This is a genomic window from Sphingomonas sp. (assembly GCF_036731925.1).
Lineage (GTDB): Bacteria > Pseudomonadota > Alphaproteobacteria > Sphingomonadales > Sphingomonadaceae > Sphingomonas.
Genome location: NZ_DAINDJ010000001.1, coordinates 357,317 through 377,748 on the forward strand (window position 1 = coordinate 357,317; position 20,432 = coordinate 377,748).

Genomic DNA, 20,432 nt, shown 5'->3' on the forward strand with positions numbered 1-20,432 from the left:
ACCCGCTACCACGTTGTGATTGCAAGGGGGAGGCAAAGTGCAGGAACTGGCCGTGAGTGCCTCCGGGCTCGTGAAACGCTTTGGCGAGCGTCGTGCCGTGGATGGCGTGCGTATCGCCGTTCCCGAAGGCCTGATCTACGGGGTGCTCGGGCCCAATGGCGCGGGCAAGACCACCACGCTGCGCATGCTGCTCGGCATCATCGAGCCGGACGAAGGTGAGCGCACGCTGCTCGGCAGCCGCCACCCGCGCGACATGAGCGACCATGTCGGCTACCTCCCCGAGGAACGCGGCCTCTACCCCAACATGAAGTGCCGCGAGGCGATCGCCTTCATGGGCGCGCTGCGCGGGCTGCCCTGGGCCGCTGGCCGCAAGCGGGCAGGGGAGCTGCTGGAAAGCGCGGGCCTCGGCCACGCCGCCGACGACAAGATCCGAAAGCTTTCCAAGGGCATGGCGCAGCTGGTGCAGCTGCTCGGCTCGGTGGTGCACGAACCCGACCTGCTGGTGCTCGACGAACCCTTTTCCGGGCTCGACCCGGTCAACCAGGAGCGGCTGGAGCTGCTCATCCGCGGCCAGCGCGATCGTGGCGCGACCATCCTTTTCTCCACCCATGTCATGGCGCATGCCGAGCGGCTGTGCGAGCGCATCTCGGTGATCGCCGGCGGCAGGGTGCGGTTCGAGGGTACGGTCGACGAAGCTCGCGCCCTGCTGCCGCTGCGTGCCCGCTACACGCCGCATCATGATGCCGATGCGATCGGGGCGATGTTGCCCGCCGATGCGGTCCGGGAAGGGGGGAGCTGGCGCTTCACCGTGCCCGACGGCGGGATCGAGGCGCTGCTGGTTCGGCTGATCGAGGCCGGACACGGCATTTCCGGCCTGTCGATCGAGCGGCCCGGGCTGCACGACGCCTTTGTCCGCATCGTCGGTGAAGAAGCCGCCGCCGCCGCCGCCCAGCCGGAGACGATCGCATGATGCCGCGCTTCCTCCGCCACGCGCTGACCATCGCCCGCCGGGACCTCACCGCGACGGTGATGACGCCGACCTTCCTGCTCTTCCTGCTGAGCCCGCTGCTGATGATCGGCTTCGGCATCATCGGCGGGCTGAGCGGCCAGGCTGCCGGGGCCGCCGGCGAGGCCCGGCAGGTGATCGTCGCGATCGTGCCCGCCGGCCAGCAGGACGGCGTGCGCGCCGCAGATCGCGAACTGCGCAGCGTGTTCAGCCGCGATTCCGCTCGGCCCAAGTTGCAGCTGGAAGCGCCGCAAGGTGACGCGGCGCGGCAGGCCCGGGCGCTGTTCGACTCGGACGCGATCGAAGCGGCGGCGGTGCTCTATGGTTCCCTCGAGCACCCGACCGTGCTTCGGCGCGCGGGTGCCGAAGCGGAGGGCCGCTATCTCGCCGCGCTCGCCGCGCAGACGCTGCGGGCCGAACGTGCCGGCGGCATCCGCAGCACGCCGCGCTTCGAGACCATCGCCGTCGAGGCCCCTACCGTCAGCGGGCGCGGGCAGGCGGCATACTTCTCCACCTTCGCGATCTTCCTCGTCACGCTGATGCTTTCGGGCCAGGCGGTCGGCGCGATGGCCGAGGAGCGCTCGAACAAGGTGATCGAGATCCTCGCTGCGGCGGTGCCGCTGGAAAGCGTGTTCTTCGGCAAGCTGCTCGGCGCCTTCGGCTCGGCGCTGCTGTTCGTCGCTTTCTGGGGGACGCTCGTGGCCAACCTGCCGCGGCTGCTGCCCGGCGATGCTGCGGGCGTGCTGACCAGCCTGAGCGTCGCGGTGGGGCCGATCTTCCCGCTGCTGCTCGTCGGCTATTTCGTCATGGCCTATCTGTTGCAGAGCGCGGTGTTCCTGGGGGTGGGCTCGCTTGCCTCCACCCAGCGCGAGATCCAGATGCTGTCGCTGCCGATCACGATCTTCCAGTTCGCGATGTTCGGCATGGCCTCCTATGCCGCGGGCAATCCGGGGAGCTGGGTAGCGATGGCGGCGGAGATCGTGCCGTTCAGCTCGCCCATGGCGATGGCTGCGCGCGCGGCGAACGCGCCGGAACTGTGGCCGCACGCGCTCGCCTTCGTCTGGCAGGCACTGTGGGTGGCGGGGACGCTCACCATCGCGGCGCGGCTGTTCCGGCGCGGGGTGCTCAAGTCCGGGAGTCCGAAGCTGGGGAAGCGGGCGGCAGTGTGAAATCCTCTCTCTCGAGGGAGAGGATAGGGAAGCTTGGCGCGGCAGCGCCAGCGCAGCTTGGAGAGGGTGAGCGGCTGCGCAGCAGCCGCGCGAGGCAGCGCCTTGCTTTGCCCCTCTCCCTCCCACCGCTGCGGCGGCGGGCCCCTCCCTCTCCCCGTCGGGGAGAGGGAAAGAAGCGTCAGTGCGCCGCGTCGTCGATCGCGTTGCCGGTGCGGTCCACGCCGTTTGCCAGCGCGTCGCCGGTGTCGTCGGCCCCCTCGCGGATCGCCTTGCCCGCCGCATCGGCGCGGTTTTCGATCCGGTCGCCGAGCCGGTCTGCGGCGTAGGCCAGCGAATCGCCGGCACGATCGAGCGAGTTATCCACCCGGTCCTCGGTGCTCGGCGAGCAGGCGGCAAGGCCGAGGGCGAGCGCCGGCAAAAGAAGGGACAGAGTCTTCGGCATATGGTCTCCTGGGTGTCTAGCCAGCGGGCGCACACGCGCGTAGAGGGCGCGCCATGCAACACCGCATCGCCCTCGCATCGGATCACGCCGCCTTCGCCATGAAGGCAGAACTCGCCGATTGGTTGCGCGGTCTCGGCCATGACGTGCTCGATCTGGGCACCAACGGCCCCGAGAGCGTCGACTATCCGGACTATGGCTACCGCCTCGGCAAGGCGATCGAGAGCGGCGAGGCGCGCTTCGGCATCGCGCTGTGCGGGTCGGGCATCGGCATCTCGATCGCGGTCAACCGCAACCCGGCTGCCCGCTGCGCGCTCGTCTCCGAGCCGCTCTCTGCCGGCCTTGCGCGCGAGCACAACGACGCCAATGTCATCGCCCTCGGCGCGCGGATGATCGGCATCGAGATGGCCAAGGCGTGCATCACCCAATTTCTCGAAACGGCTTTCCTCGGGGATCGGCACGTCCGCCGCGTGGAGAAGCTGAGCAACCCCGAAAGGAGCCCCGCATGAGCACCAACCCCGTTACGGCAGGCCTTCAGCCGGATGGCTTCTTCACCAAATCGCTGGCCGAGGTCGATCCGGCGGTGTTCGCCGGCGTCGAGCATGAAATGGCGCGCGAACAGCACCAGATCGAGCTGATCGCCTCTGAGAACATCGTCTCCAAGGCGGTGCTCGAGGCGCAGGGCTCGGTCTTCACCAACAAGTACGCCGAGGGCTATCCGGGCAAGCGCTACTACCAGGGCTGTCACCCGTCCGACGAGGTGGAGCAGCTGGCGATCGATCGCGCCAAGCAGCTGTTCAACTGCGGCTTCGCGAACGTCCAGCCGCACTCGGGCGCGCAGGCCAATGGCGCGGTGATGCTCGCGCTGACCAAGCCGGGCGACACCATCCTCGGCCTCAGTCTCGATGCCGGCGGCCACCTGACCCACGGCGCCCGCGCGGCGATGAGCGGCAAGTGGTTCAACGCGGTCCAGTACGGCGTGCGCCCGGACGATCACCTGATCGACTATGACCAAGTCGCCGCGCTCGCCCGTGAGCACAAGCCCAAGCTCATCATCACCGGCGGCTCGGCCTATCCGCGCCAGATCGATTTCGCCCGCTTCCGCGCGATTGCGGACGAAGTCGGCGCGCTGTTCATGGTCGACATGGCGCACTTTGCGGGCCTCGTCGCCGGCGGCGTGCACCCGACGCCGTTCGGCCATGCCCATGTCGTCACCACCACCACGCACAAGACGCTGCGCGGCCCCCGTGGCGGCATGATCATGACCAATGACGAGGCGATCGCCAAGAAGATCAACTCGGCGGTGTTCCCGGGCCTGCAGGGTGGCCCGCTGATGCACGTGATCGCCGCCAAGGCCGTCGCGTTCGGCGAGGCGCTGCAGCCCGAGTTCGAGAGCTATGCCGCGGCGGTCGTCGAGAACGCCAAGGTGCTGGCGGCAACGCTCAAGGAGCGCGGTGCGAACCTCGTCTCGGGCGGCACCGACACGCACCTCGCGCTGGTTGATCTCACCCCGCTGGGCGTGACCGGCAAGGACGCCGACGAGGCGCTGGAGCGCGCGGCGATCACCTGCAACAAGAACGGCATCCCCAACGATCCGCTGCCGCCGATGAAGACCAGCGGTATCCGCGTCGGCTCGCCGGCGGGCACCACCCGTGGCTTCGGCCCCGCCGAGTTCCGCGAGATCGGCAACATGGTCGCCGACGTGCTCGACGGGCTGCGGACCAAGGGCGAGGCGGGCGACGCCGCGGTCGAGGCCGATGTGAAGGCCCGCGTCCGCGCGCTGTGCGAACGCTTCCCGATCTACGGCGGCTGATGCAGCTTCTCCCTCTCCCCGCTTGCGGGGAGAGGGCCGGGGAGAGGGGCCTGAAAGGCCTTTCCCCACTGCCCCTCTCCCCCCGCCGCTTCGCGGCTCCTCCCTCTCCCCGATGGGGAGAGGGCTGATATGCGCTGCCCCTTCTGTTCGAATGAAGCCAGCCAGGTAAAGGATAGCCGCCCCACCGACGACGGGGCGGCGATCCGCAGGCGCCGGCAGTGCGAGGCGTGCGGCGCGCGCTTCACTACCTTCGAGCGCATCCAGTTGCGTGACCTGACCGTCGTGAAGAGCGGAGACCGCCGCGAGCCGTTCGAGCGCGAGAAGCTGATGCGTTCGGTCTCCACCGCGTGCCGCAAGCGGCCGATCCAGCCCGCGCAGATCGAGCGACTGGTCTCCGGCATCCAGCGCCAGCTGGAGACGACGGGCGAGAGCGAGATCCCCTCCCAGCGCATCGGCGAGCTGGTGATGGAAGCGCTCAAGGGCTTGGATTCGGTAGCCTATATCCGCTTCGCCAGCGTGTATAAGGATTTCCGGGAGGCGAAGGATTTCGAGGAATTCGCCGGTAACGTCAGCGAGGTCGGCAAAAGTTGAATTCCCCCGTGATCGTGCTCGTCCGCCCGCAGCTGGGCGAGAATATCGGCAAGGCCGCGCGCGCCATGCTCAACTTCGGGCTGACCGAGATGCGGCTGGTTTCGCCGCGTGACGGCTGGCCCAACCCCTCGGCAGGGCCTGCGGCGAGCGGCGCCGACATCGTGCTGGAAAAGGCACAGGTGTTCGACAGCGTCGCCGATGCGGTGGCGGACTGCACGCATGTCTATGCCACCACGGTGCGCAAGCGGGGCGTGACCAAGCCGGTGGTGACGCCCGAGATCGCTGCGCGCGAGATCCATGGCGCGCCGACGCGCAGCGCGATCCTGTTCGGGCCGGAGCGTTCGGGCCTGGAGACCGACGATGTGGCGCTTGCCCGCACGATCATCACCGTGCCCATCAACCCCGAATTCGGTTCGCTGAACCTGGCGCAGGCGGTGATCCTGGTCGCCTATGAATGGTCGAAGCATGTCGGGCTGGAGAGCCCGCCGCTGGTCGATCTGGAGCCGCCGGCGTCGCAGGAGGAACTGGACGGGATGATCGGCCAGCTCGACGCGATGCTCGAAGATTCGGGCTATTTCTTCCCGCCGGCCCGCGTGCCTTCGACCAAGCGCACGCTGCGCACGCTGCTCACCAAGCCGCGCTGGTCGAGCCAGGAATTGCGCACGCTGCGCGGCGTGCTGTCCGCGCTTGATGGCCGGAAGCGGCACCGGGCGGAGTAGGACGAGCGGCCAGAAGCACGCTGTGACCTTGTCGTCGTCATTCCCGCGAAGGCGGGAATCCATTCGCCTGTGCGCTGGAGGAAAGAACCTCGGGGTCAGCGCCAATGGATCCCCGCCTACGCGGGGATGACGAAGTATCTGTGAGAAGGTCAGCTCCCCCTTCCACGTCGGGAGGGGGAGCATCTCTCAACCCTCAGCGGCGCGGCGGGCCCTTGCGGAAGCCGCCGGGCTTGCCGTTGGCGTTGCTGCGGTTCGGCGGACCGCGACGCACCGGGCCGTCGGCACGCGCGCCCGGCTGCGGTGCATCGGTCGCACGCTCGATGCGGATGCCGTCATCGTCGTCGCCCGCGGTGCGCGCGAACTTGTCGACCGCGGCCGAGAACTTCGCCGCCAGCGGGGCCGGGATCTGGAAGTGCGTCTCGTTCGCCGCGATGCGGATCGCGCCGACTTCGTTGCGGGTGATATGCCCGCGGCGGCAGATCAGCGGCAGGATCCAGCGCGGATCGGCGTTCTGGCGACGGCCGATGTCCATACGGAACCACACCGTGTCGTCGAAGCCGGGGCGATGACGCTCCTGCTGCGCGGCGCGGCGCGCCTCCGGGGTCGCCTCGATCAGCTCTTCGGGCTCGGGCAGCTGCGAGCGGTGCGCGCGGACCAGCGCGGCGGCGATCTCGGCCGGCGTCTTCTCGGCGAGCAGGCGCTCGGCGAGGGCCACGTCTTCCTCATCCGTCTCGATCGGCTGGAGCAACGCGGCGATCAGCCGCTCGCGGTCTGCCGCGCGGATCTGCTCGGGCGTCGGCGCGTCGATCCAGACCGCGGGGATGCGCGCGCCGTGCAGCATCTGCTCGACGCGGCGGCGGCGCGGATAGGGGACGATGAGGACGGCGGTGCCCTTCTTGCCCGCGCGGCCGGTACGGCCCGAACGGTGCTGCAGGGTTTCCGCATCGCGCGGCAGCTCGACATGGACGACGAGCGTGAGCGTCGGCAGATCGATGCCGCGCGCGGCAACGTCGGTGGCGACGCAGACGCGGGCGCGGCGATCGCGCAGCGCCTGCAGCGCATGGTTGCGCTCGGACTGCGAATGCTCGCCGGACAGCGCCACGGCCGCGAAGCCGCGCTCCATCAGGCTGGCGTGCAGGTGGCGGACATTGTCGCGCGTCGCGCAGAACAGGATCGCCGTTTCCGCCTCGTGCAGGCGCAGCAGGTTGATCACGACATGCTCGATATCGGCCGGGGCGACGGTCACCGCCTGGTAGCTGATGTCGCCATGGCCGCGATCGTCGCTCTTGGTGGTGATCTGGAAGGCGTTGCGCTGGTAGCGCTTGGCCAGTGCCACGATCGGGCGTGGCATCGTCGCCGAGAAGAGCAGCGTGCGGCGGTCTTCCGGCGTTGCGTCGAGGATCGCTTCCAGCTCTTCGCGGAAGCCCATGTCGAGCATTTCGTCCGCCTCGTCGAGCACGGCGGCGCGGAGGCTGGAGAGGTCGAGCGCACCACGCTCGAGGTGGTCGCGCAGACGGCCGGGGGTGCCGACGACGATATGCGCGCCGTGATTCAGCGTGCGGCGCTCCTTGGAGGCGTCCATGCCGCCCACGCAGGTGGCGATGCGCGCGCCTGCCGGGCTGTAGAGCCAGATCAACTCGCGGCTGACCTGCAGCGCGAGTTCGCGCGTCGGCGCGATGATGAGGGCGAGCGGCGCACCGGCGGGCGGCAGCATCTCTTCGCCGGCGAGCAGTTCGGGCGCCATGGCGAGGCCGAAGGCGACCGTCTTGCCCGAGCCCGTCTGGGCGGAAACGATCAGGTCGCGGCCCGCGGCCTGGTCTTCCAGGACGGCGGACTGGACGGGGGTCAGCGTGGAATAGCCACGCTGTTCCAGCGCCTCGGCGAGGCGCGTCGGTAGATTCGAAATAGACATTGAGACCCTAAAATTGGGGCTACGCGCGGCGCACCGCAAGCCCGATACAGTGTTGCAGGCGCGCCCCTCTAACCTCGCGCGCGATCGATCAGCCAGACGGCGAGCGTGAGGGCGAACCCCACCGCCAGCCCGGCCAGCAGCCCCACCGTCGCTTGCCCGCGTAGGGCGCCGACCACTGCGCCGGCGAGAATGCTCGCCGTCAACAGGAAGCCGCCGGCCATCGGCGAACGCGAAGGGGTGGACTGCATGGGGTCCTTTGCCACGAAATGCCGCCGCGCGCCAGCCCGGCACATGGTTGCTTGCGCGTTCACCAGCCTCGTCCACCGCCGGGGAAGGGAAACCGGTGTATCAGCGCGGCACGGGCTAGGGGGCTCGGCCTTGTGTTGGAGTTGGAATGGACGTCTATCCCTATCTGAGCGATCGGGACGAAGTGCACGACGCGGCAGATCTGATTCGCCGCTTCGGCCATGCGGCCTGCGGGGAAGCCGCGGCGCGCGCCGAGGCGAGCCGCGATCTCGGCAATGTCGTGCATTTCTGCCGCTGGCGCCAGATCGAACGGCTGGTGGTCCTGCTGTCCGTTCCCAAGGTGCTGGGCACAGTGCATTGAGCGCGGCCTGAGCACACGACAGCGAAAGCATATCCTCCCCCTTTCCGACCCGCTTCGCTGCCGACCTCCCCCGGGCGGGGGAGGAAACACCAAGGCCGCAGGAGCGGTACAAGCCGGTTTGGGCGCAGAAACCGGGACGTGCCGGTTTGCCGACAACGCTATGCCTCTCCACAACCAAGGAGACCGACATGGCATTTCGCGTTCAAGGCATCGATCCTGCACCGTTCGAGCACCTCATGGGTCTTTCCGACGAAGCCTTGGCCGAGCGGGGCATCCGGCGCTACACCGTCGACGCCACGCCCGGCTTTCCCGATCGCATCGGAGTGCGCGATCTCGAACCCGGCGAGACGGCACTGCTGCTGCACTACGAGCATCAGCCGGCCGACACGCCGTACCGCGCCAGCCACGCGATCTTCCTCGGCGAGCAATCGCGAACCCGGCTCGACCTGATCGACGCGTTACCGGAGGCGATCCGCATCCGGCCGATCTCGCTGCGCGCCTTCAATGCCGAAGGCGAAATGGTCGATGCCGATCTCGCCGACGGATCCGCGCTGGAGCCGCTAATCCTGCGCTTCCTTGCACGTGCCGACGTGGCCTATCTCCACGCGCATTATGCCAAGCGCGGCTGCTACGCCGCCCGTGTCGAGCGAAGCGAATGACCTCGCGGCGCTAGGGCCGGACCCAAGACCCGTGGGCAGCGTTCCATTCCTCGCACCCCTGCCGCGAGGAACGCTTGACCACACCCCAGATCCTGTCGCTCGTCGTGCTGGCTGGCATGATGCTGCTCTTTATATCGGGCAAGCTTCGCTACGACATGGTGGCGGTGCTGGCGCTGCTTGCCGCGATCGCGGTGGGCGTGGTGAAGCCCAAGGAAGCGTTCACCGGCTTTTCCGACGACATCGTGATCATCGTTGCATCGGCACTCGTGCTCTCCGCTGCCGTCCAGCGATCCGGCGTGATCGAGCGGGCGATGCTGCTGCTCCAGCGGCGGGTGACGCGGGTGCGCTCGCAATTGCTGCTGCTCAGCGCCAGCGTCGGCTTCGCCTCGGCGCTGGTAAAGAATATCGGCGCGCTGGCGATGATGATGCCGGTGGCCTTCCAGATGGCCAAGCGCTCCAAGGCTTCGCCGGCCACCTTCCTGATGCCGATGTCGTTCGCCTCGCTGCTCGGCGGCCTCATCACCCTGATCGGCACCTCGCCCAACATCATCGTCAGCCGCGTCCGCGAGGAGATGACGGGTCAGCCCTTCGGCATGTTCGATTATGCGCCGGTGGGGCTCGGCCTCACGCTGGTGGGTCTCGTCTTCCTGCGCTTCGCCTATCGCCTGATCCCCCGCGACCGCCGCGCCGCGCCGACTCTGGGCGAGGCGATGGACATCGAGGACTATGTCACCGAAGCCGCCGTCCCCGAAGGGGCTGCCGCCGTCGGCGAGACCGTTGCCGAATTCCGCGAGCGGCACGACCATGCCGTGGCGGTGACCACCATCCTGCGCGGCGGGATCCGCAGCACGCCCTTTCCCGACAACAGGCTGCGCGCCGACGACGTGCTGATCCTGGCCGGCGCGCCGGATGATCTCGAACGGGTGATCGCCACCGATGCGCTGGTGCTGGAGGGACAGGACCGCGCCAAGCCGGAAGGAAACACCAGTGAAGTCGGTGTGATCGAGGCGGTGATCGGCACCGACTCGGCGCTGATCGGCCGTACCGCCGGCAGGCTCGGCCTGCACGAGCGGTTCGGCGTGAACCTGATCGCGGTATCGCGCCAGGGCGAGCGGCTGTCGGCGCGGCTCGGCGATATCGAGTTGCGCGCCGGTGACGTGATCGTGCTGCAAGGGCCGCTCGACCTGCTGTTCGAGCGGCTGGGCGAGCTCGGCTGCCTGCCGCTCGCCCAGCGCGAGCTGCGGCTCGGCAGTGCGCGGAAAGGCCTGTTGCCGCTCGCCATCCTCGGCGTGGCGATGGCGGCGACGGCGACCGGCTATGTGCCGGTGGCCGTCGCATTCTTCGCGGCGGCGGGCCTCACCATCCTGCTCGGTGCGCTGCCGGTGCGCGAGGCGTACGAGCATATCGAATGGCCTATCCTGGTGATGCTCGGGGCACTGATTCCCGTGAGCGATTCGCTGCGCACCACGGGTGCCAGCAAGGTGATCGGAGACAATCTCGGCCATCTCGCCGCCACGCTGCCGCCCTGGGGGGCGGTTGCGCTGATCCTGGCGGCGGCAATGGCGGTGACGCCGTTCCTCAACAACGCCGCGACCGTGCTGGTGATGGCGCCGATCGCCGCCACCTTCGCGGGCGAGCTCGGCTACCGGCCAGAGGCGTTCCTGATGGCGACGGCGGTGGGCGCGGGCTGCGACTTCCTCACGCCGATCGGCCACCAGTGCAACACGCTGGTGATGGGGCCTGGCGGCTATAAGTTCGGGGATTATGCCCGGCTGGGGGCGCCCTTGTCGCTGCTTGTCCTGGTGATAGGGACGATGCTGATCATGGCCGTGTGGCCGGTGCATTGAAGAAGGATTGGGCGATGGCAAGGATGATGCGCTTCGAGCAGACCGGTGGCCCCGAGGTTCTGCAGTGGGTCGACGTCGACCTGGCCGATCCCGGTCCCGGCGAAGTGCGGCTGCGCACCGAAGCGGCGGGCCTCAATTTCATCGACGTGTATCACCGCACCGGCGTGTATCCGGCGCAGCTGCCCTCGGGCATCGGTGTCGAGGGCGCGGGGGTCATCGAAGCGGTGGGCGCAGGGGTCTCCGGCTTCGCGGTCGGGGATCGCGCGGCGACCTTCGGGCCGACGCTGGGGGCCTATGCCACCGCGCGCAACCTCAAGGCCGACAGCCTGTTCAAGCTGCCGGACGATATCAGCAGCGAGACTGCCGCCGCCGTGCTGCTCAAGGGCTGCACCGTGGAGTTCATGGTCGAGCGTGCCGCCAAGGTGCAGCCCGGCATGACGGTGCTGGTCCACAGTGCCGCCGGCGGCGTCGGCCAGATCGCGGTCGGCTGGCTGAAGGGGATCGGCGCGACGGTGATCGGGACGGTGGGCCACGAGGCCAAGGTGGAGAAGGCGCGCGCGGTCGGCTGCGACCATGTGCTGCTCTCGCGGCAGGACGATGTCGGCGCGCGGGTGAAGGATATCACCGGCGGCGCGGGCGTCCCCGTGGTGTTCGACGGGATCGGCAAGGCGACGTGGGAAGCCTCGCTCGCCGCGGCGGCGCGGCGCGGGCTGATCATCAGCTATGGCAATGCCAGCGGATCGGTGGAGGGCGTCAAGCTCGCCACGCTCAACCAGCATGGCTCGCTGTTCGTCACCCGGCCGAAGCTGTTCGATTACTATGTCACGCCGGAAGAACGCGCCGCTGGTGCAGCGCGCCTCTTCGAGATGCTGGAGAAGGGCTTGGTGAAGCCGGAGATCGGCCAGCGCTTCGCACTGCAGGACGCGGCGGAAGCGCATCGTGCCATCGAGGGCGGACAGACGACGGGATCGACGATCCTGCTGCCATAGGATCGTCTATTCGGCGCGGCGGCATCAGACATAAGAGCACGTCATCCCCCGAAGGCGGGGATCCATTGGCGCTGAAGCCGCGGTTCTTTCCTCCGACGCACAGGCGAATGGATTCCCGCCTTCGCGGGAATGACGACGATTTCGTGTGGGCGGGCGGACTGCCCCTTTACTTCCGCTTGCTGAGCGCCGCGACGCAGCTCGCCTGGTCAAGCGGGCTGCCGTCGCGCTGGCGCGCATCCACCCAGGTCACGGCCGCCGCACCGCCGCCACGCTCGGGCGGGTAGAGATAGGCATCGAGTACGCAAATCGGCCCGACGAACTGCAGCTTGCGGCCCTTCCCCTCGGTCACGTCCAGACGGGGCTGGCCGAAGCGGGCCAGCAGCTGGGCGGCATTGAGGCCACGGATCGGCGCGAGGTTCGCCGGTTGCTCCGGCACCGGCACCCGGCCGGGCACGGGCAGCGGGCCGGCCGGGCGGGCGGGCGGCACGGTGCCCGAACAGGCGGCGAGCAGCAGCGCGACCAGCGGCACGGACGGCTTGGCGATACGCATGGGGTTCAAACGGCTTTCCCTTGGTTGCACTCTTTGCGGCCTCTCTCTACGGCGACGCCAATTCAATTGGAGCCCCAAACCTTGACCAATCCCAGCTTTGACGTGGTCGCGATCGGCAATGCCATCGTCGACATTCTCGCCCAGGCCGACGACGCCTTCATCGAATCGATCGGCGTACCCAAGGGTTCGATGCAGCTGATGTTCTCGCCCGAAGAGGCAGACGCGCTCTACGCCAAGATGGGCCCGGGCCGCGAGGTTTCCGGCGGCTCGGCGGCGAACACCGTCGCGGGCATCGCGGCACTCGGCGGCAAGGCGGCGTTCATCGGCCAGGTGGCGGACGATCAGCTCGGCACCGTCTTCGCGCACGACATCCGCGCGGCGGGCGTGCATTTCGACACCGCGGTGCGCCCCGGCCAGCCGACCACCGCGCGCTGCCTGATCTTCGTGACGCCGGACGGCCAGCGCACGATGAACACCTTCCTCGGCGCCTCGCAGTTCCTGCCGGCCGCCGCGCTGGACGAGACGATGATCGCGAACGGCGCGATCCTCTATCTCGAAGGCTATCTGTGGGATCCGGAAGAGCCGCGCGCCGCGATGCGCAAGGCGATCGACATCGCCCGTGCCGCGGGCCGCAAGGTCGCCTTCACCCTGTCGGACGTGTTCTGCATCTCGCGCCACGGCGACGATTTCCGCAAGCTGATCGCCGACGGCCTGATCGACATCCTGTTCGCCAACGAGGCCGAGCTGCTCGCGCTGTGCGGGCATGAGGATTTTGAGGCAGCGGTGCAGCACATCCATGGCAAGGTGCCGCTACTCGTCGTCACCCGCAGCGAGAAGGGTGCGATTGCCCTGCAGGGCGACGAGCGGGTCGAAGTTCCCGCCGAGCCGATCAGCGCGCTGGTCGACACCACCGGTGCGGGCGACATGTTCGCCGCGGGCTTCCTGCACGGCCAGGCCCAGGGCAGGGGCCTGGAAGAGTCGCTCCGCCTCGGCGCGATCTGCGCAGCGGAAATCATCCAGCACTACGGCGCCCGCGCCGAGAAGGACCTGAAGGCGCTCGCCGCCGCCAAGGTCGGCTGAGGCTTTCCGCTTCACCCAAAGAAGAAGGGCCGGAGGATCGCTCCTCCGGCCCTTTCTTTTTGTGCATGCGATCCGGAGATCAGGCGTCCTTGTAGCCCGGCGTATGCGCGTCGCCGATCGGCGGCACCGGCTGGGGCGGGGCGTCCGCATCCGCTTCCGGCACGTCGACGATGCCGCGGCCGACATGGCTGCGCGAACGGCTATAGGAGTAATAGACCACCAGGCCGACGGCCGCCCAGCCGAAGAACAGCCCGATCGTCGGTCCGGAGAGGCTGAAGAACAGATACACGCAGCCCGCGATCGCGATCGGCGCCGTCACCATGATTGCCGGGGTGCGGAACGGACGATGGCGGCTCGGATCGGTCTTGCGCAGCACGATCACCGCGATGGACACCGCCGCGAAGGCGAACAGCGTGCCCGAATTCGACACGTCGGCCAGCAGGCCCACCGGGAAGAAGGCGGCGAACAGCGACACGAAGATGCCGGTGAGAATGGTGATGACGTGCGGCGTGTGGAACTTCGGGTGCACGCGCGAGAAGAACTCGGGCAGCAGGCCGTCGCGGCTCATCACGAAGAAGATGCGGGTCTGGCCGAACATCATCATCAGGATGACCGAAGGCAGGGCGATGATCGCCGCGGCACCCACCAGCCAGCCGAGGAACGGATGGCCGATCGACCGCAGCGTCCAGGCCAGCGCCTCCTTCGAGCAGACCACCGCCTGTTCGGAAAGCGCCGCACACGCCTGCGACAGTGCCGGCGTGCCGGGCGAGAGGACTTCGCCGGCGGGACCATGGACCGGCTGCGCGCCGACGGTGCCGATCACGCCGGAGGCGACCAGCATGTAGAAGATGGTGCAGATGGCGAGGCTGCCGATCAGGCCGATCGGCATGTTGCGCTGCGGGTTCTTGGTTTCCTCCGCGGCGGTCGAGACCGCGTCGAAGCCGACATAGGCGAAGAAGATCGAGGCGGCGGCGCCCGAGATGCCGGCAAAGCCGAGCGGGGCGAACGGCGTGAACTGGCCGGTCTTCAGCACCGGAATCGTGACGATCACGAACATCGCCAGCGCGAGGATCTTGATGCCGACCAGCACCGCGTTGACCGTGGCGCTCTCCTTGGTGCCCTTGACCAGCAGCGCGGTGACGATCGCGGCCACCGCCATTGCCGGCAGGTTGATCATGCCGCCGTCGAACGGTCCGCGGATCAGCGCCAGCGGCACCTCGATGCCGAAATTATGCTGGATGAAGCCCATCATGTAGCCGGACCAGCCGACCGATACGGCCCCCGCCGCAATCGCATATTCGAGGATCAGCGCCCAGCCGACCATCCAGGCGACCAGCTCGCCCATCACCGCATAGCTGTAGGTGTAGGCGGAACCCGAAACCGGCACCATCGCCGCCATTTCGGCGTAACAAAGGGCTGCCACCGCGCAGACGAAGCCGGCGATGACGAACGAGACCATCATGCCCGGGCCGGCCTTCTGGGCGGCTTCGGCGGTGAGCACGAAGATGCCGGTGCCGATCACCGCGCCGATGCCGAGCATGGTCAGCTGGAAGGCGCCGAGCGAGCGGTGGAGCGACTTCTTTTCGGCGGTAGCTAGAATGGCATCGAGAGGCTTTACGCGCCCGAATATCATTTCCCTGATCCCCTATGCGGCGAGCGTTGCGCCGCCCCCAAATTGGTAAAGGCGCGAGCCTAGCCCCAAACGCGGCCCGCGCAATCCCTTACGGCGTGCCGATGCGAAACAATGTTGCGCCCGTGCGCAATTACCGGGCGAGCATCGGCCCGAGCGGCTGCCCGGCGAAGATATGGACGTGCAGGTGCGGCACTTCCTGGCCCGCATCGAGGCCGGTGTTGGCGAGCAGGCGATAGCCGGGTTCCACCATGCCCGCTGCCCGGGCCACTTCGCCTACCGCCCGAACGAAACCGGCGATCTCGGCATCCGTGGCATTTCCCGAGAAGTCGTCCCAGCTGACATAGGCTCCGGTGGGGATGACCAGCAGGTGGTGCGGCGCCTGGGGCGCGATGTCGTGGAAGGCGATGGCGTATGCGTCCTCATAGACCTTCTTCGCCGGGATCTCCCCGCGCAGGATCTTCGCGAAGACGTTCTGGTCGTCATAGGGCTGGGTCGGGTCGATCGGCATTGGTGAGCTCCTTCGATCCTCCCCTGCAAGGGGAGGTGGCGCGCGCAGCGCGACGGAGGGGTGTAACCGGTCGAGCCCGAAGTCCCCGCTCTCAGCGGGGACACCCCTCCGTCAGGCCTGCGGCCTTCCACCTCCCCTTACAGGGGAGGATCGAGGGGCGGGAAGTGCCTAACCGTTCCGCGCCGCCTTTTCGGCGATGCCGGACACGCCCTCGCGCCGCGCCAGCTCGGCGCGCACGTCGTCGAGGCCGAGCCCCATGTCGGCGAGCAGCACGAGCAGGTGGAAGATCAGGTCCGCCGACTCCTTCACCAGTTCCTCGCGATCGTCCTGGATCGCGGCGATCACCGCTTCGGTGGCTTCCTCGCCCAGCTTCTGCGCGATCTTGGCGCGGCCGCGGGCGGTGAGCTTGGCGACATAGCTGGTCGCGGGATCGCCCAGGCGGCGGTCGCGGATGGTCTGTTCGAGCGTGTCGAGAAGGTCGGCCATGGTCTCCGGCTGCGGGAGGCGTGCGGCGCTGTCAATCCTGGGGCGCGGGATTGCGGTGCTTCCCTTATGGTAGCTGCGAGCGATTCGCGGCAGCAGGGCGGGATGACGATGGTGCAGGAACGCGAATCGGGGGCAGGGCAGGGGCGGCTGTCGCGGCCCTTGTGGCTGGTGCTGGGGTTGGTGTTCGTGGCGCTAGGCTTCATCGGCGCGCTGCTGCCGCTGATGCCGACGACGATCTTCCTGATCCTCGCCGCCGGGTGCTTCGCCCGCTCCTCGCCGCGGCTGGAAGCGTGGCTGCTCGACCATCCGCGATTCGGGCCGACGCTGGTGGCGTGGCGCGAACAGGGCGCGATCCCGCGCAAGGGCAAGGCGATGGCGTGCGCGGGCATGGCGCTCGGCTACGGCCTGTTCGCCTGGGGCGCGCGGCCGGGGCCGTGGCTGGCGGTCGGCGTGGCGGCGGCGATGCTGGGGTGCGCGTGGTATGTGCTGAGCCGGCCGACGGCGGTTTGAGTCGGGCGATGCGTGCTCGCGACTGCTTTGAAGGGGCGCGGAATGGCTGAAAGTGGTGGAGAGCGGACGTTCGCGGATCAGACTTCCCGCGTCCATTCATCCCCGATCAGAAGCTCGAGCTCGCGTTCGGCTGCGCTTAGATCGCCAAACAAGCCGCTCAATAGTCGGTCTTCCATCCAGTAGGGCTGAGTACCGTCCTCAAGGGTTGCACCGTCGTGAACGATTACAAATAGTCCGTCTGGTCGCTTCCGGACTGAGTAGCGCGTCAGACCGTCAGACGCGACGAACATGCAGACCGTGATGCCAGTGACGTTCATTCGGCAATCCTAACGCCGCAAAAGTATGTCCGCTACTGGGCGCTAGGCGACATCCGGGAGTCTACCTCCGAACCGGAATCCCCGCCGCCGCCAGCGCGGCATGCGCTTCCGCAATCGTCGCCTGGCCGAAGTGGAAGATCGAGGCCGCCAGCACCGCCGAGGCATGGCCGTCGCGGATACCCGCGACGAGATCGTCCAGCCCGCCGACGCCGCCCGAGGCGACCACCGGCACCGTCACCTGGTCGGCGATGGTGCGGATGAGCTCCAGGTCATAGCCGTCGCGGGTGCCGTCGCGGTCCATCGAGGTGACGAGCAGCTCGCCCGCGCCCAGTTCGGCAAGGCGCAGCGCGTGCTCGACCGCGTCGATCCCGGTTTCGCGGCGGCCGCCATGGGTGAACACCTCCCAGCGCCCGTCGCCGGTCCGCCGCGCGTCGACCGAGGCGACGACGCACTGGCTCCCCATGCGGTCGGCGATCTCGGCCACCACTTCCGGCCGCGACACCGCGGCGCTGTTCACCGCAACCTTGTCCGCGCCCGCCAGCAGCAGCGCGCGGGCATCCTCGACGCTGCGCACGCCGCCGCCGACGGTGAGCGGCATGAAGCACACCTCGGCGGTGCGGCGCACCACGTCGAGGATCGTGCCGCGCGCCTCGTGGCTGGCGGTGATGTCGAGGAAGCAGAGCTCGTCGGCGCCCGCCGCGTCATAGGCGCGGGCCTGCTCGACCGGATCGCCGGCGTCGCGCAGCTCGACGAAGTTGACGCCCTTGACGACACGGCCGTTCGCCACGTCGAGGCAGGGGATCACGCGGGCGCGAACGGTCATGCGCGGGTCTCCGGCATTGGGGCAGGATGGGTTTCACGCGAAGGCGCGAAGGCACGAAGAAGAGAAGGCTGGTTCACGCGGAGGCGCGGAGACGCGGAGGTTTGGCAGCCAGCGGCGGCGACAGCCGCCAAACTCCACCCTTCAGCGCGCTGAAGATGCTGCGGGAACGTGCCGCTGCCGCGGCAAATTTCTCTCTCCGCGTCTCCGCGCCTCCGCGTGAACCAAATCTTCTTCGCGCCTTCGCGCCTTCGCGTGAACCTCATGCGTCCCCGCGGCCCGCCGCAATCGCCTCGGCGAGGTCGAGCCGGCCGTCATAGAGCGCGCGGCCCGAGATCACGCCTTCGATGCCGTCGGCTACATGCTTCCGCAGCGCATGGATGTCGTGGATGTCGGTAACGCCGCCACTGGCGATCACCGGGATCGAGACGGCGCGGGCGAGCGCCACGGTCGCCTCGACATTGCAGCCCTTGAGCAGGCCGTCGCGACCGACATCGGTGAACAGCAGCGCAGCGACGCCGGCGTCCTCGAAGCGGCGGGCGAGATCGACCACGCTCACGTCCGACACATCGGCCCAGCCATGCGTGGCGACCATGCCGTCACGCGCGTCCACCGCGACCACGACCTGGCCGGGATGCGCGCGCGCGGCTTCGCGGACGAGGTCCGGATTCTCCAGCGCGGCGGTGCCGATCACGACGCGGGTAACACCCATGTCGAGCCAGCGCGCGATCGACTCGCGGTTTCGGATGCCGCCGCCGAGCTGCACCTTGCCCGGCGTGTTCGCGAGGATCCCGGCGACGGCCTGGCCGTTCACCGACTCGCCCGCGAACGCGCCATCGAGGTCAACGACGTGCAGCCATTCGGCACCGGCTTGGGCGAACAGCGCGGCCTGGGCGGCGGGGTCGTCGCCGTACACCGTGGCGCGGGCCATGTCGCCTTCGGCGAGGCGAACGACCTGGCCGGCCTTGAGATCGATGGCGGGGAAGATGTGCAGGGTCATTGGTGTTTCCAAACTGCCTTGTCGTTTGAGGCAGGCTTATTGCGACGGATGTCGAAGGAGAAAGCGCCCGCCAAGAAACCGCCGTCATTCCCGCGAAGGCGGGAATCCATTCGCCGGACCGCCAGGGGAAGGAACTTTGAATTCAGCGCCAATGGATCCCCGCCTTCGCGGGGATGACGGGTTGGTTTGCAGCCCCCGACAGCTCCACAACACACGGGAATGAGGCAAGGCATTCTAAGGCGTCCAGGCGAGGAATCGTTCGAGCAGCGCGATGCCGTAGCGCTGGCTCTTTTCGGGGTGGAACTGCAGGCCGACGATATTGTCGCGGCCGATCGCGGCGGTCACCGGGCCGCCATGTTCGGTGGTGGCGAGCACGCCCGCGCCGTCAAAGGCGAAGCTGTGGAGGAAATAGGCTTCGCCGCGCTCGATCAGCGGGTGGTCGGCCACCGGCACCACGTCGTTCCAGCCCATGTGCGGCACGCGCAGATCCGCGCTGGCGGGAAGCTGGCGCACCGTGCCGGGAATCCAGCCGAGCCCGGCATGGCTGCCCAGTTCCTCGCCGGTGGTGGCGAGCAGCTGCATGCCGACGCACACGCCGAGGAACGGCACCGCGTCGCGCAGCACCCGCGTCTCCAGCGCCTCGATCATGCCCGGCAGCGCGCGCAGGCCGGAGGCGCAGGCGCCGAACGCCCCGACGCCGGGCAGCACCACGCGGTCTGCACCCAGCACCACGGCCGGGTCGGCGGTCACCGCGATGTTGGCCGCACCCGCGGCCTTCAGCGCATTGTGGACCGAGTGGAGGTTGCCCGCGCCGTAATCGATCAGCGCGACGCTCACTGGCCGAGCGCTTCCAGCCCCGGCGCGAGGATGCTCGGGGCGACTTCGATGAATTCGTACTCGGCCGCACCGGCGGTCGCGAAGGGGTCGCCGGCTGCCCAGGCCCTCACTTCTTCCAGTGATCCGCGCGCCATGAACAGCCCGCCGGTCACCGGCACCTTGCGGCCCGCCATCAGAAGGCGGCCATCGGCAAGACCCTGCTTGAGCCAGTCGACATGCGCGGGGCGCAGCGCGTCGATCTGGGCAATGTCCACCTTGTAGGTCAGCAGCACGAGGATCATCACAGCACTCCCTTGGTCGACGGGATGGCATCCGCCTTGCGCGGATCGATCTCCACCGCCTCGCGCAGCGCGCGGGCGAGACCCTTGAACGCGGCTTCGGCGATATGGTGGTTGTTGCTCCCGTACAGCGTCTCGACGTGCAGCGTCACGCCGGCGGTCTGGGCGAAGCTGTGGAACCAGTGCTCGAACATCTCGGTATCCATCTCGCCGAGCTTCTTCTGCGAGAATTCGGTCTTCCACACGAGATAGGGGCGGCCGGAAATGTCGATCGCGACGCGGGTCAGCGTCTCGTCCATCGGCGACAGCGCATCGGCGTAGCGGCGGATGCCCTTCTTGTCGCCGAGTGCCTTGGCAATGGCTTCGCCGATCGCGAGCCCGGTGTCCTCCACCGTATGGTGCTGGTCGATATGGAGGTCGCCCACCGTCTTCACGTCCATGTCGATCAGCGAGTGACGGCTGAGCTGCTCGAGCATGTGATCGAAGAATCCGATGCCCGTGTGGATGGTGTAGACGCCGGTGCCGTCGAGATTGACGGTGACGTCGATCGAGGTTTCGCTGGTCTTCCGGCTGATCGTCGCGGTGCGCATGCGGGTGCACATAACGTGGCCAGCGGTGCATGCAATCTTGACCGCAATTTTCCAGCCGCTACCCAAGGGGGC

25 protein-coding genes are annotated in these 20,432 nt (G+C 68.4%); 12 read left to right on the forward strand and 13 right to left on the reverse strand.

Annotation, left to right across the window (positions count from 1 at the left end; all coding sequences use genetic code 11):
- The first annotated feature begins 37 nt into the window (after positions 1 to 37).
- Together V7E00_RS01695 and V7E00_RS01700 are read left to right on the forward strand one after the other, a co-directional pair.
- Positions 38 to 970, forward strand: a complete 933-nt coding sequence (locus tag V7E00_RS01695; RefSeq protein ID WP_333570975.1) for an ABC transporter ATP-binding protein — start codon at positions 38 to 40, stop codon at positions 968 to 970.
- A complete protein-coding gene (locus tag V7E00_RS01700) occupies positions 967 to 2,175 on the forward strand; it encodes an ABC transporter permease (protein ID WP_333570976.1) in 1,209 nt (402 codons plus the stop codon). Before V7E00_RS01695 ends, V7E00_RS01700 begins: the two co-directional genes overlap by 4 nt.
- A gap of 178 nt (positions 2,176 to 2,353) precedes the next feature.
- Here the strand turns inward: V7E00_RS01700 and V7E00_RS01705 are convergent, their stop codons facing one another.
- Positions 2,354 to 2,617, reverse strand: coding sequence for a hypothetical protein (locus V7E00_RS01705; protein ID WP_333570977.1), 264 nt, complete (start codon positions 2,615 to 2,617; stop codon positions 2,354 to 2,356).
- Positions 2,618 to 2,670: 53 nt separating this feature from the next.
- Here V7E00_RS01705 and rpiB point away from each other — a divergent pair, with 53 nt between their 5' ends.
- The 4 genes from rpiB (at position 2,671) to V7E00_RS01725 (ending at position 5,737) form a co-directional block, all read left to right on the forward strand.
- Positions 2,671 to 3,123, forward strand: a complete 453-nt coding sequence (gene rpiB / locus V7E00_RS01710; RefSeq protein WP_333570978.1) for a ribose 5-phosphate isomerase B — start codon at positions 2,671 to 2,673, stop codon at positions 3,121 to 3,123.
- Positions 3,120 to 4,427: a serine hydroxymethyltransferase gene (gene glyA, locus V7E00_RS01715; protein WP_333570979.1), complete on the forward strand. Its 1,308-nt coding sequence runs from the start codon at positions 3,120 to 3,122 to the stop codon at positions 4,425 to 4,427. The genes rpiB and glyA overlap by 4 nt, the downstream gene beginning before the upstream one ends.
- 129 nt (positions 4,428 to 4,556) lie before the next feature.
- Complete coding sequence (gene nrdR, locus V7E00_RS01720; protein WP_064311935.1) at positions 4,557 to 5,018, forward strand: transcriptional regulator NrdR; 462 nt, start codon at positions 4,557 to 4,559, stop codon at positions 5,016 to 5,018.
- On the forward strand, positions 5,015 to 5,737 hold the full coding sequence (locus V7E00_RS01725; protein ID WP_443019127.1) for an RNA methyltransferase: 723 nt from the start codon (positions 5,015 to 5,017) through the stop codon (positions 5,735 to 5,737). The genes nrdR and V7E00_RS01725 overlap by 4 nt, the downstream gene beginning before the upstream one ends.
- A 193-nt stretch (positions 5,738 to 5,930) precedes the next feature.
- Here V7E00_RS01725 and V7E00_RS01730 read toward each other — a convergent pair whose 3' ends face one another.
- Entirely contained in the window at positions 5,931 to 7,649 is a 1,719-nt protein-coding gene (locus V7E00_RS01730) for a DEAD/DEAH box helicase (protein ID WP_333570981.1), read from the reverse strand.
- A gap of 68 nt (positions 7,650 to 7,717) precedes the next feature.
- A complete protein-coding gene (locus V7E00_RS01735; protein WP_333570982.1) occupies positions 7,718 to 7,897 on the reverse strand; it encodes a hypothetical protein in 180 nt (59 codons plus the stop codon).
- A gap of 146 nt (positions 7,898 to 8,043) precedes the next feature.
- On the opposite strand from V7E00_RS01735, the gene V7E00_RS01740 reads away from it, so the two are divergent.
- From V7E00_RS01740 to V7E00_RS01755, 4 genes are all read left to right on the forward strand, one after another.
- Positions 8,044 to 8,256, forward strand: coding sequence for a hypothetical protein (locus V7E00_RS01740; protein WP_066720093.1), 213 nt, complete (start codon positions 8,044 to 8,046; stop codon positions 8,254 to 8,256).
- A gap of 188 nt (positions 8,257 to 8,444) precedes the next feature.
- Complete coding sequence (locus V7E00_RS01745) at positions 8,445 to 8,915, forward strand: DUF1203 domain-containing protein (protein ID WP_333570983.1); 471 nt, start codon at positions 8,445 to 8,447, stop codon at positions 8,913 to 8,915.
- A 74-nt stretch (positions 8,916 to 8,989) separates the two neighbouring features.
- A complete protein-coding gene (locus V7E00_RS01750) occupies positions 8,990 to 10,762 on the forward strand; it encodes an SLC13 family permease (protein ID WP_333570984.1) in 1,773 nt (590 codons plus the stop codon).
- Positions 10,763 to 10,776: 14 nt separating this feature from the next.
- Complete coding sequence (locus V7E00_RS01755) at positions 10,777 to 11,751, forward strand: quinone oxidoreductase family protein (RefSeq protein ID WP_333570985.1); 975 nt, start codon at positions 10,777 to 10,779, stop codon at positions 11,749 to 11,751.
- A gap of 166 nt (positions 11,752 to 11,917) precedes the next feature.
- Here the strand turns inward: V7E00_RS01755 and V7E00_RS01760 are convergent, their stop codons facing one another.
- A complete protein-coding gene (locus V7E00_RS01760) occupies positions 11,918 to 12,301 on the reverse strand; it encodes a hypothetical protein (protein WP_443019128.1) in 384 nt (127 codons plus the stop codon).
- A gap of 81 nt (positions 12,302 to 12,382) precedes the next feature.
- Between V7E00_RS01760 and V7E00_RS01765 the strand changes: the two genes are divergently transcribed.
- Positions 12,383 to 13,381, forward strand: coding sequence for an adenosine kinase (locus V7E00_RS01765; protein WP_333570987.1), 999 nt, complete (start codon positions 12,383 to 12,385; stop codon positions 13,379 to 13,381).
- A 79-nt stretch (positions 13,382 to 13,460) separates the two neighbouring features.
- Here the strand turns inward: V7E00_RS01765 and V7E00_RS01770 are convergent, their stop codons facing one another.
- The 3 genes from V7E00_RS01770 to V7E00_RS01780 form a co-directional block, all read right to left on the reverse strand.
- Positions 13,461 to 15,014, reverse strand: a complete 1,554-nt coding sequence (locus V7E00_RS01770; RefSeq protein WP_333570988.1) for an amino acid permease — start codon at positions 15,012 to 15,014, stop codon at positions 13,461 to 13,463.
- Between the two features lie 130 nt (positions 15,015 to 15,144).
- Positions 15,145 to 15,522 carry a histidine triad nucleotide-binding protein gene (locus V7E00_RS01775; RefSeq protein ID WP_333570989.1) on the reverse strand — a complete coding sequence of 126 codons (378 nt, stop codon included), beginning with the start codon at positions 15,520 to 15,522 and terminating at the stop codon, positions 15,145 to 15,147.
- A gap of 168 nt (positions 15,523 to 15,690) precedes the next feature.
- Entirely contained in the window at positions 15,691 to 16,008 is a 318-nt protein-coding gene (locus tag V7E00_RS01780) for a phosphoribosyl-ATP diphosphatase (RefSeq protein ID WP_333570990.1), read from the reverse strand.
- A gap of 108 nt (positions 16,009 to 16,116) precedes the next feature.
- Between V7E00_RS01780 and V7E00_RS01785 the strand changes: the two genes are divergently transcribed.
- Positions 16,117 to 16,518 (forward strand): YbaN family protein, encoded by a 402-nt coding sequence (locus V7E00_RS01785; protein WP_443019167.1) that lies wholly within the window; start codon positions 16,117 to 16,119, stop codon positions 16,516 to 16,518.
- Between the two features lie 77 nt (positions 16,519 to 16,595).
- Here the strand turns inward: V7E00_RS01785 and V7E00_RS01790 are convergent, their stop codons facing one another.
- The 6 genes from V7E00_RS01790 to hisB all read right to left on the reverse strand — a co-directional run bounded on the left by V7E00_RS01790 (position 16,596) and on the right by hisB (position 20,360).
- Positions 16,596 to 16,835: a hypothetical protein gene (locus V7E00_RS01790; protein ID WP_333570991.1), complete on the reverse strand. Its 240-nt coding sequence runs from the start codon at positions 16,833 to 16,835 to the stop codon at positions 16,596 to 16,598.
- A 61-nt stretch (positions 16,836 to 16,896) separates the two neighbouring features.
- The gene (hisF, locus tag V7E00_RS01795) at positions 16,897 to 17,658 is read right to left on the reverse strand and encodes an imidazole glycerol phosphate synthase subunit HisF (RefSeq protein ID WP_333570992.1); all 762 of its coding nucleotides are present in this window, start codon (positions 17,656 to 17,658) and stop codon (positions 16,897 to 16,899) included.
- 259 nt (positions 17,659 to 17,917) lie between these two features.
- Positions 17,918 to 18,655, reverse strand: a complete 738-nt coding sequence (gene hisA / locus V7E00_RS01800) for a 1-(5-phosphoribosyl)-5-[(5-phosphoribosylamino)methylideneamino]imidazole-4-carboxamide isomerase (protein ID WP_333570993.1) — start codon at positions 18,653 to 18,655, stop codon at positions 17,918 to 17,920.
- 234 nt (positions 18,656 to 18,889) lie between these two features.
- Entirely contained in the window at positions 18,890 to 19,492 is a 603-nt protein-coding gene (gene hisH, locus V7E00_RS01805; protein WP_333570994.1) for an imidazole glycerol phosphate synthase subunit HisH, read from the reverse strand.
- The gene (locus V7E00_RS01810; RefSeq protein ID WP_333570995.1) at positions 19,489 to 19,773 is read right to left on the reverse strand and encodes a YciI family protein; all 285 of its coding nucleotides are present in this window, start codon (positions 19,771 to 19,773) and stop codon (positions 19,489 to 19,491) included. The genes hisH and V7E00_RS01810 overlap by 4 nt, the downstream gene beginning before the upstream one ends.
- Positions 19,773 to 20,360, reverse strand: a complete 588-nt coding sequence (gene hisB / locus V7E00_RS01815; protein ID WP_333570996.1) for an imidazoleglycerol-phosphate dehydratase HisB — start codon at positions 20,358 to 20,360, stop codon at positions 19,773 to 19,775. Before hisB ends, V7E00_RS01810 begins: the two co-directional genes overlap by 1 nt.
- Between the last annotated feature and the right edge of the window lie 72 nt (positions 20,361 to 20,432).

Coding starts and splice junctions, on each gene's coding strand:
- V7E00_RS01700 (WP_333570976.1), top strand. CDS start 967: ATGATGCCGCGCTTCCTCCGCCACGCGCTGACCATCGCCCGCCGGGAC.
- V7E00_RS01705 (WP_333570977.1), bottom strand. CDS start 2,617: ATGCCGAAGACTCTGTCCCTTCTTTTGCCGGCGCTCGCCCTCGGCCTT.
- rpiB (WP_333570978.1), top strand. CDS start 2,671: ATGCAACACCGCATCGCCCTCGCATCGGATCACGCCGCCTTCGCCATG.
- glyA (WP_333570979.1), top strand. CDS start 3,120: ATGAGCACCAACCCCGTTACGGCAGGCCTTCAGCCGGATGGCTTCTTC.
- nrdR (WP_064311935.1), top strand. CDS start 4,557: ATGCGCTGCCCCTTCTGTTCGAATGAAGCCAGCCAGGTAAAGGATAGC.
- V7E00_RS01730 (WP_333570981.1), bottom strand. CDS start 7,649: ATGTCTATTTCGAATCTACCGACGCGCCTCGCCGAGGCGCTGGAACAG.
- V7E00_RS01735 (WP_333570982.1), bottom strand. CDS start 7,897: ATGCAGTCCACCCCTTCGCGTTCGCCGATGGCCGGCGGCTTCCTGTTG.
- V7E00_RS01740 (WP_066720093.1), top strand. CDS start 8,044: ATGGACGTCTATCCCTATCTGAGCGATCGGGACGAAGTGCACGACGCG.
- V7E00_RS01745 (WP_333570983.1), top strand. CDS start 8,445: ATGGCATTTCGCGTTCAAGGCATCGATCCTGCACCGTTCGAGCACCTC.
- V7E00_RS01755 (WP_333570985.1), top strand. CDS start 10,777: ATGGCAAGGATGATGCGCTTCGAGCAGACCGGTGGCCCCGAGGTTCTG.
- V7E00_RS01760 (WP_443019128.1), bottom strand. CDS start 12,301: ATGCGTATCGCCAAGCCGTCCGTGCCGCTGGTCGCGCTGCTGCTCGCC.
- V7E00_RS01770 (WP_333570988.1), bottom strand. CDS start 15,014: ATGATATTCGGGCGCGTAAAGCCTCTCGATGCCATTCTAGCTACCGCC.
- V7E00_RS01775 (WP_333570989.1), bottom strand. CDS start 15,522: ATGCCGATCGACCCGACCCAGCCCTATGACGACCAGAACGTCTTCGCG.
- V7E00_RS01780 (WP_333570990.1), bottom strand. CDS start 16,008: ATGGCCGACCTTCTCGACACGCTCGAACAGACCATCCGCGACCGCCGC.
- V7E00_RS01785 (WP_443019167.1), top strand. CDS start 16,117: ATGGTGCAGGAACGCGAATCGGGGGCAGGGCAGGGGCGGCTGTCGCGG.
- V7E00_RS01790 (WP_333570991.1), bottom strand. CDS start 16,835: ATGAACGTCACTGGCATCACGGTCTGCATGTTCGTCGCGTCTGACGGT.
- hisF (WP_333570992.1), bottom strand. CDS start 17,658: ATGACCGTTCGCGCCCGCGTGATCCCCTGCCTCGACGTGGCGAACGGC.
- hisA (WP_333570993.1), bottom strand. CDS start 18,655: ATGACCCTGCACATCTTCCCCGCCATCGATCTCAAGGCCGGCCAGGTC.
- V7E00_RS01810 (WP_333570995.1), bottom strand. CDS start 19,773: ATGATCCTCGTGCTGCTGACCTACAAGGTGGACATTGCCCAGATCGAC.
- hisB (WP_333570996.1), bottom strand. CDS start 20,360: ATGCGCACCGCGACGATCAGCCGGAAGACCAGCGAAACCTCGATCGAC.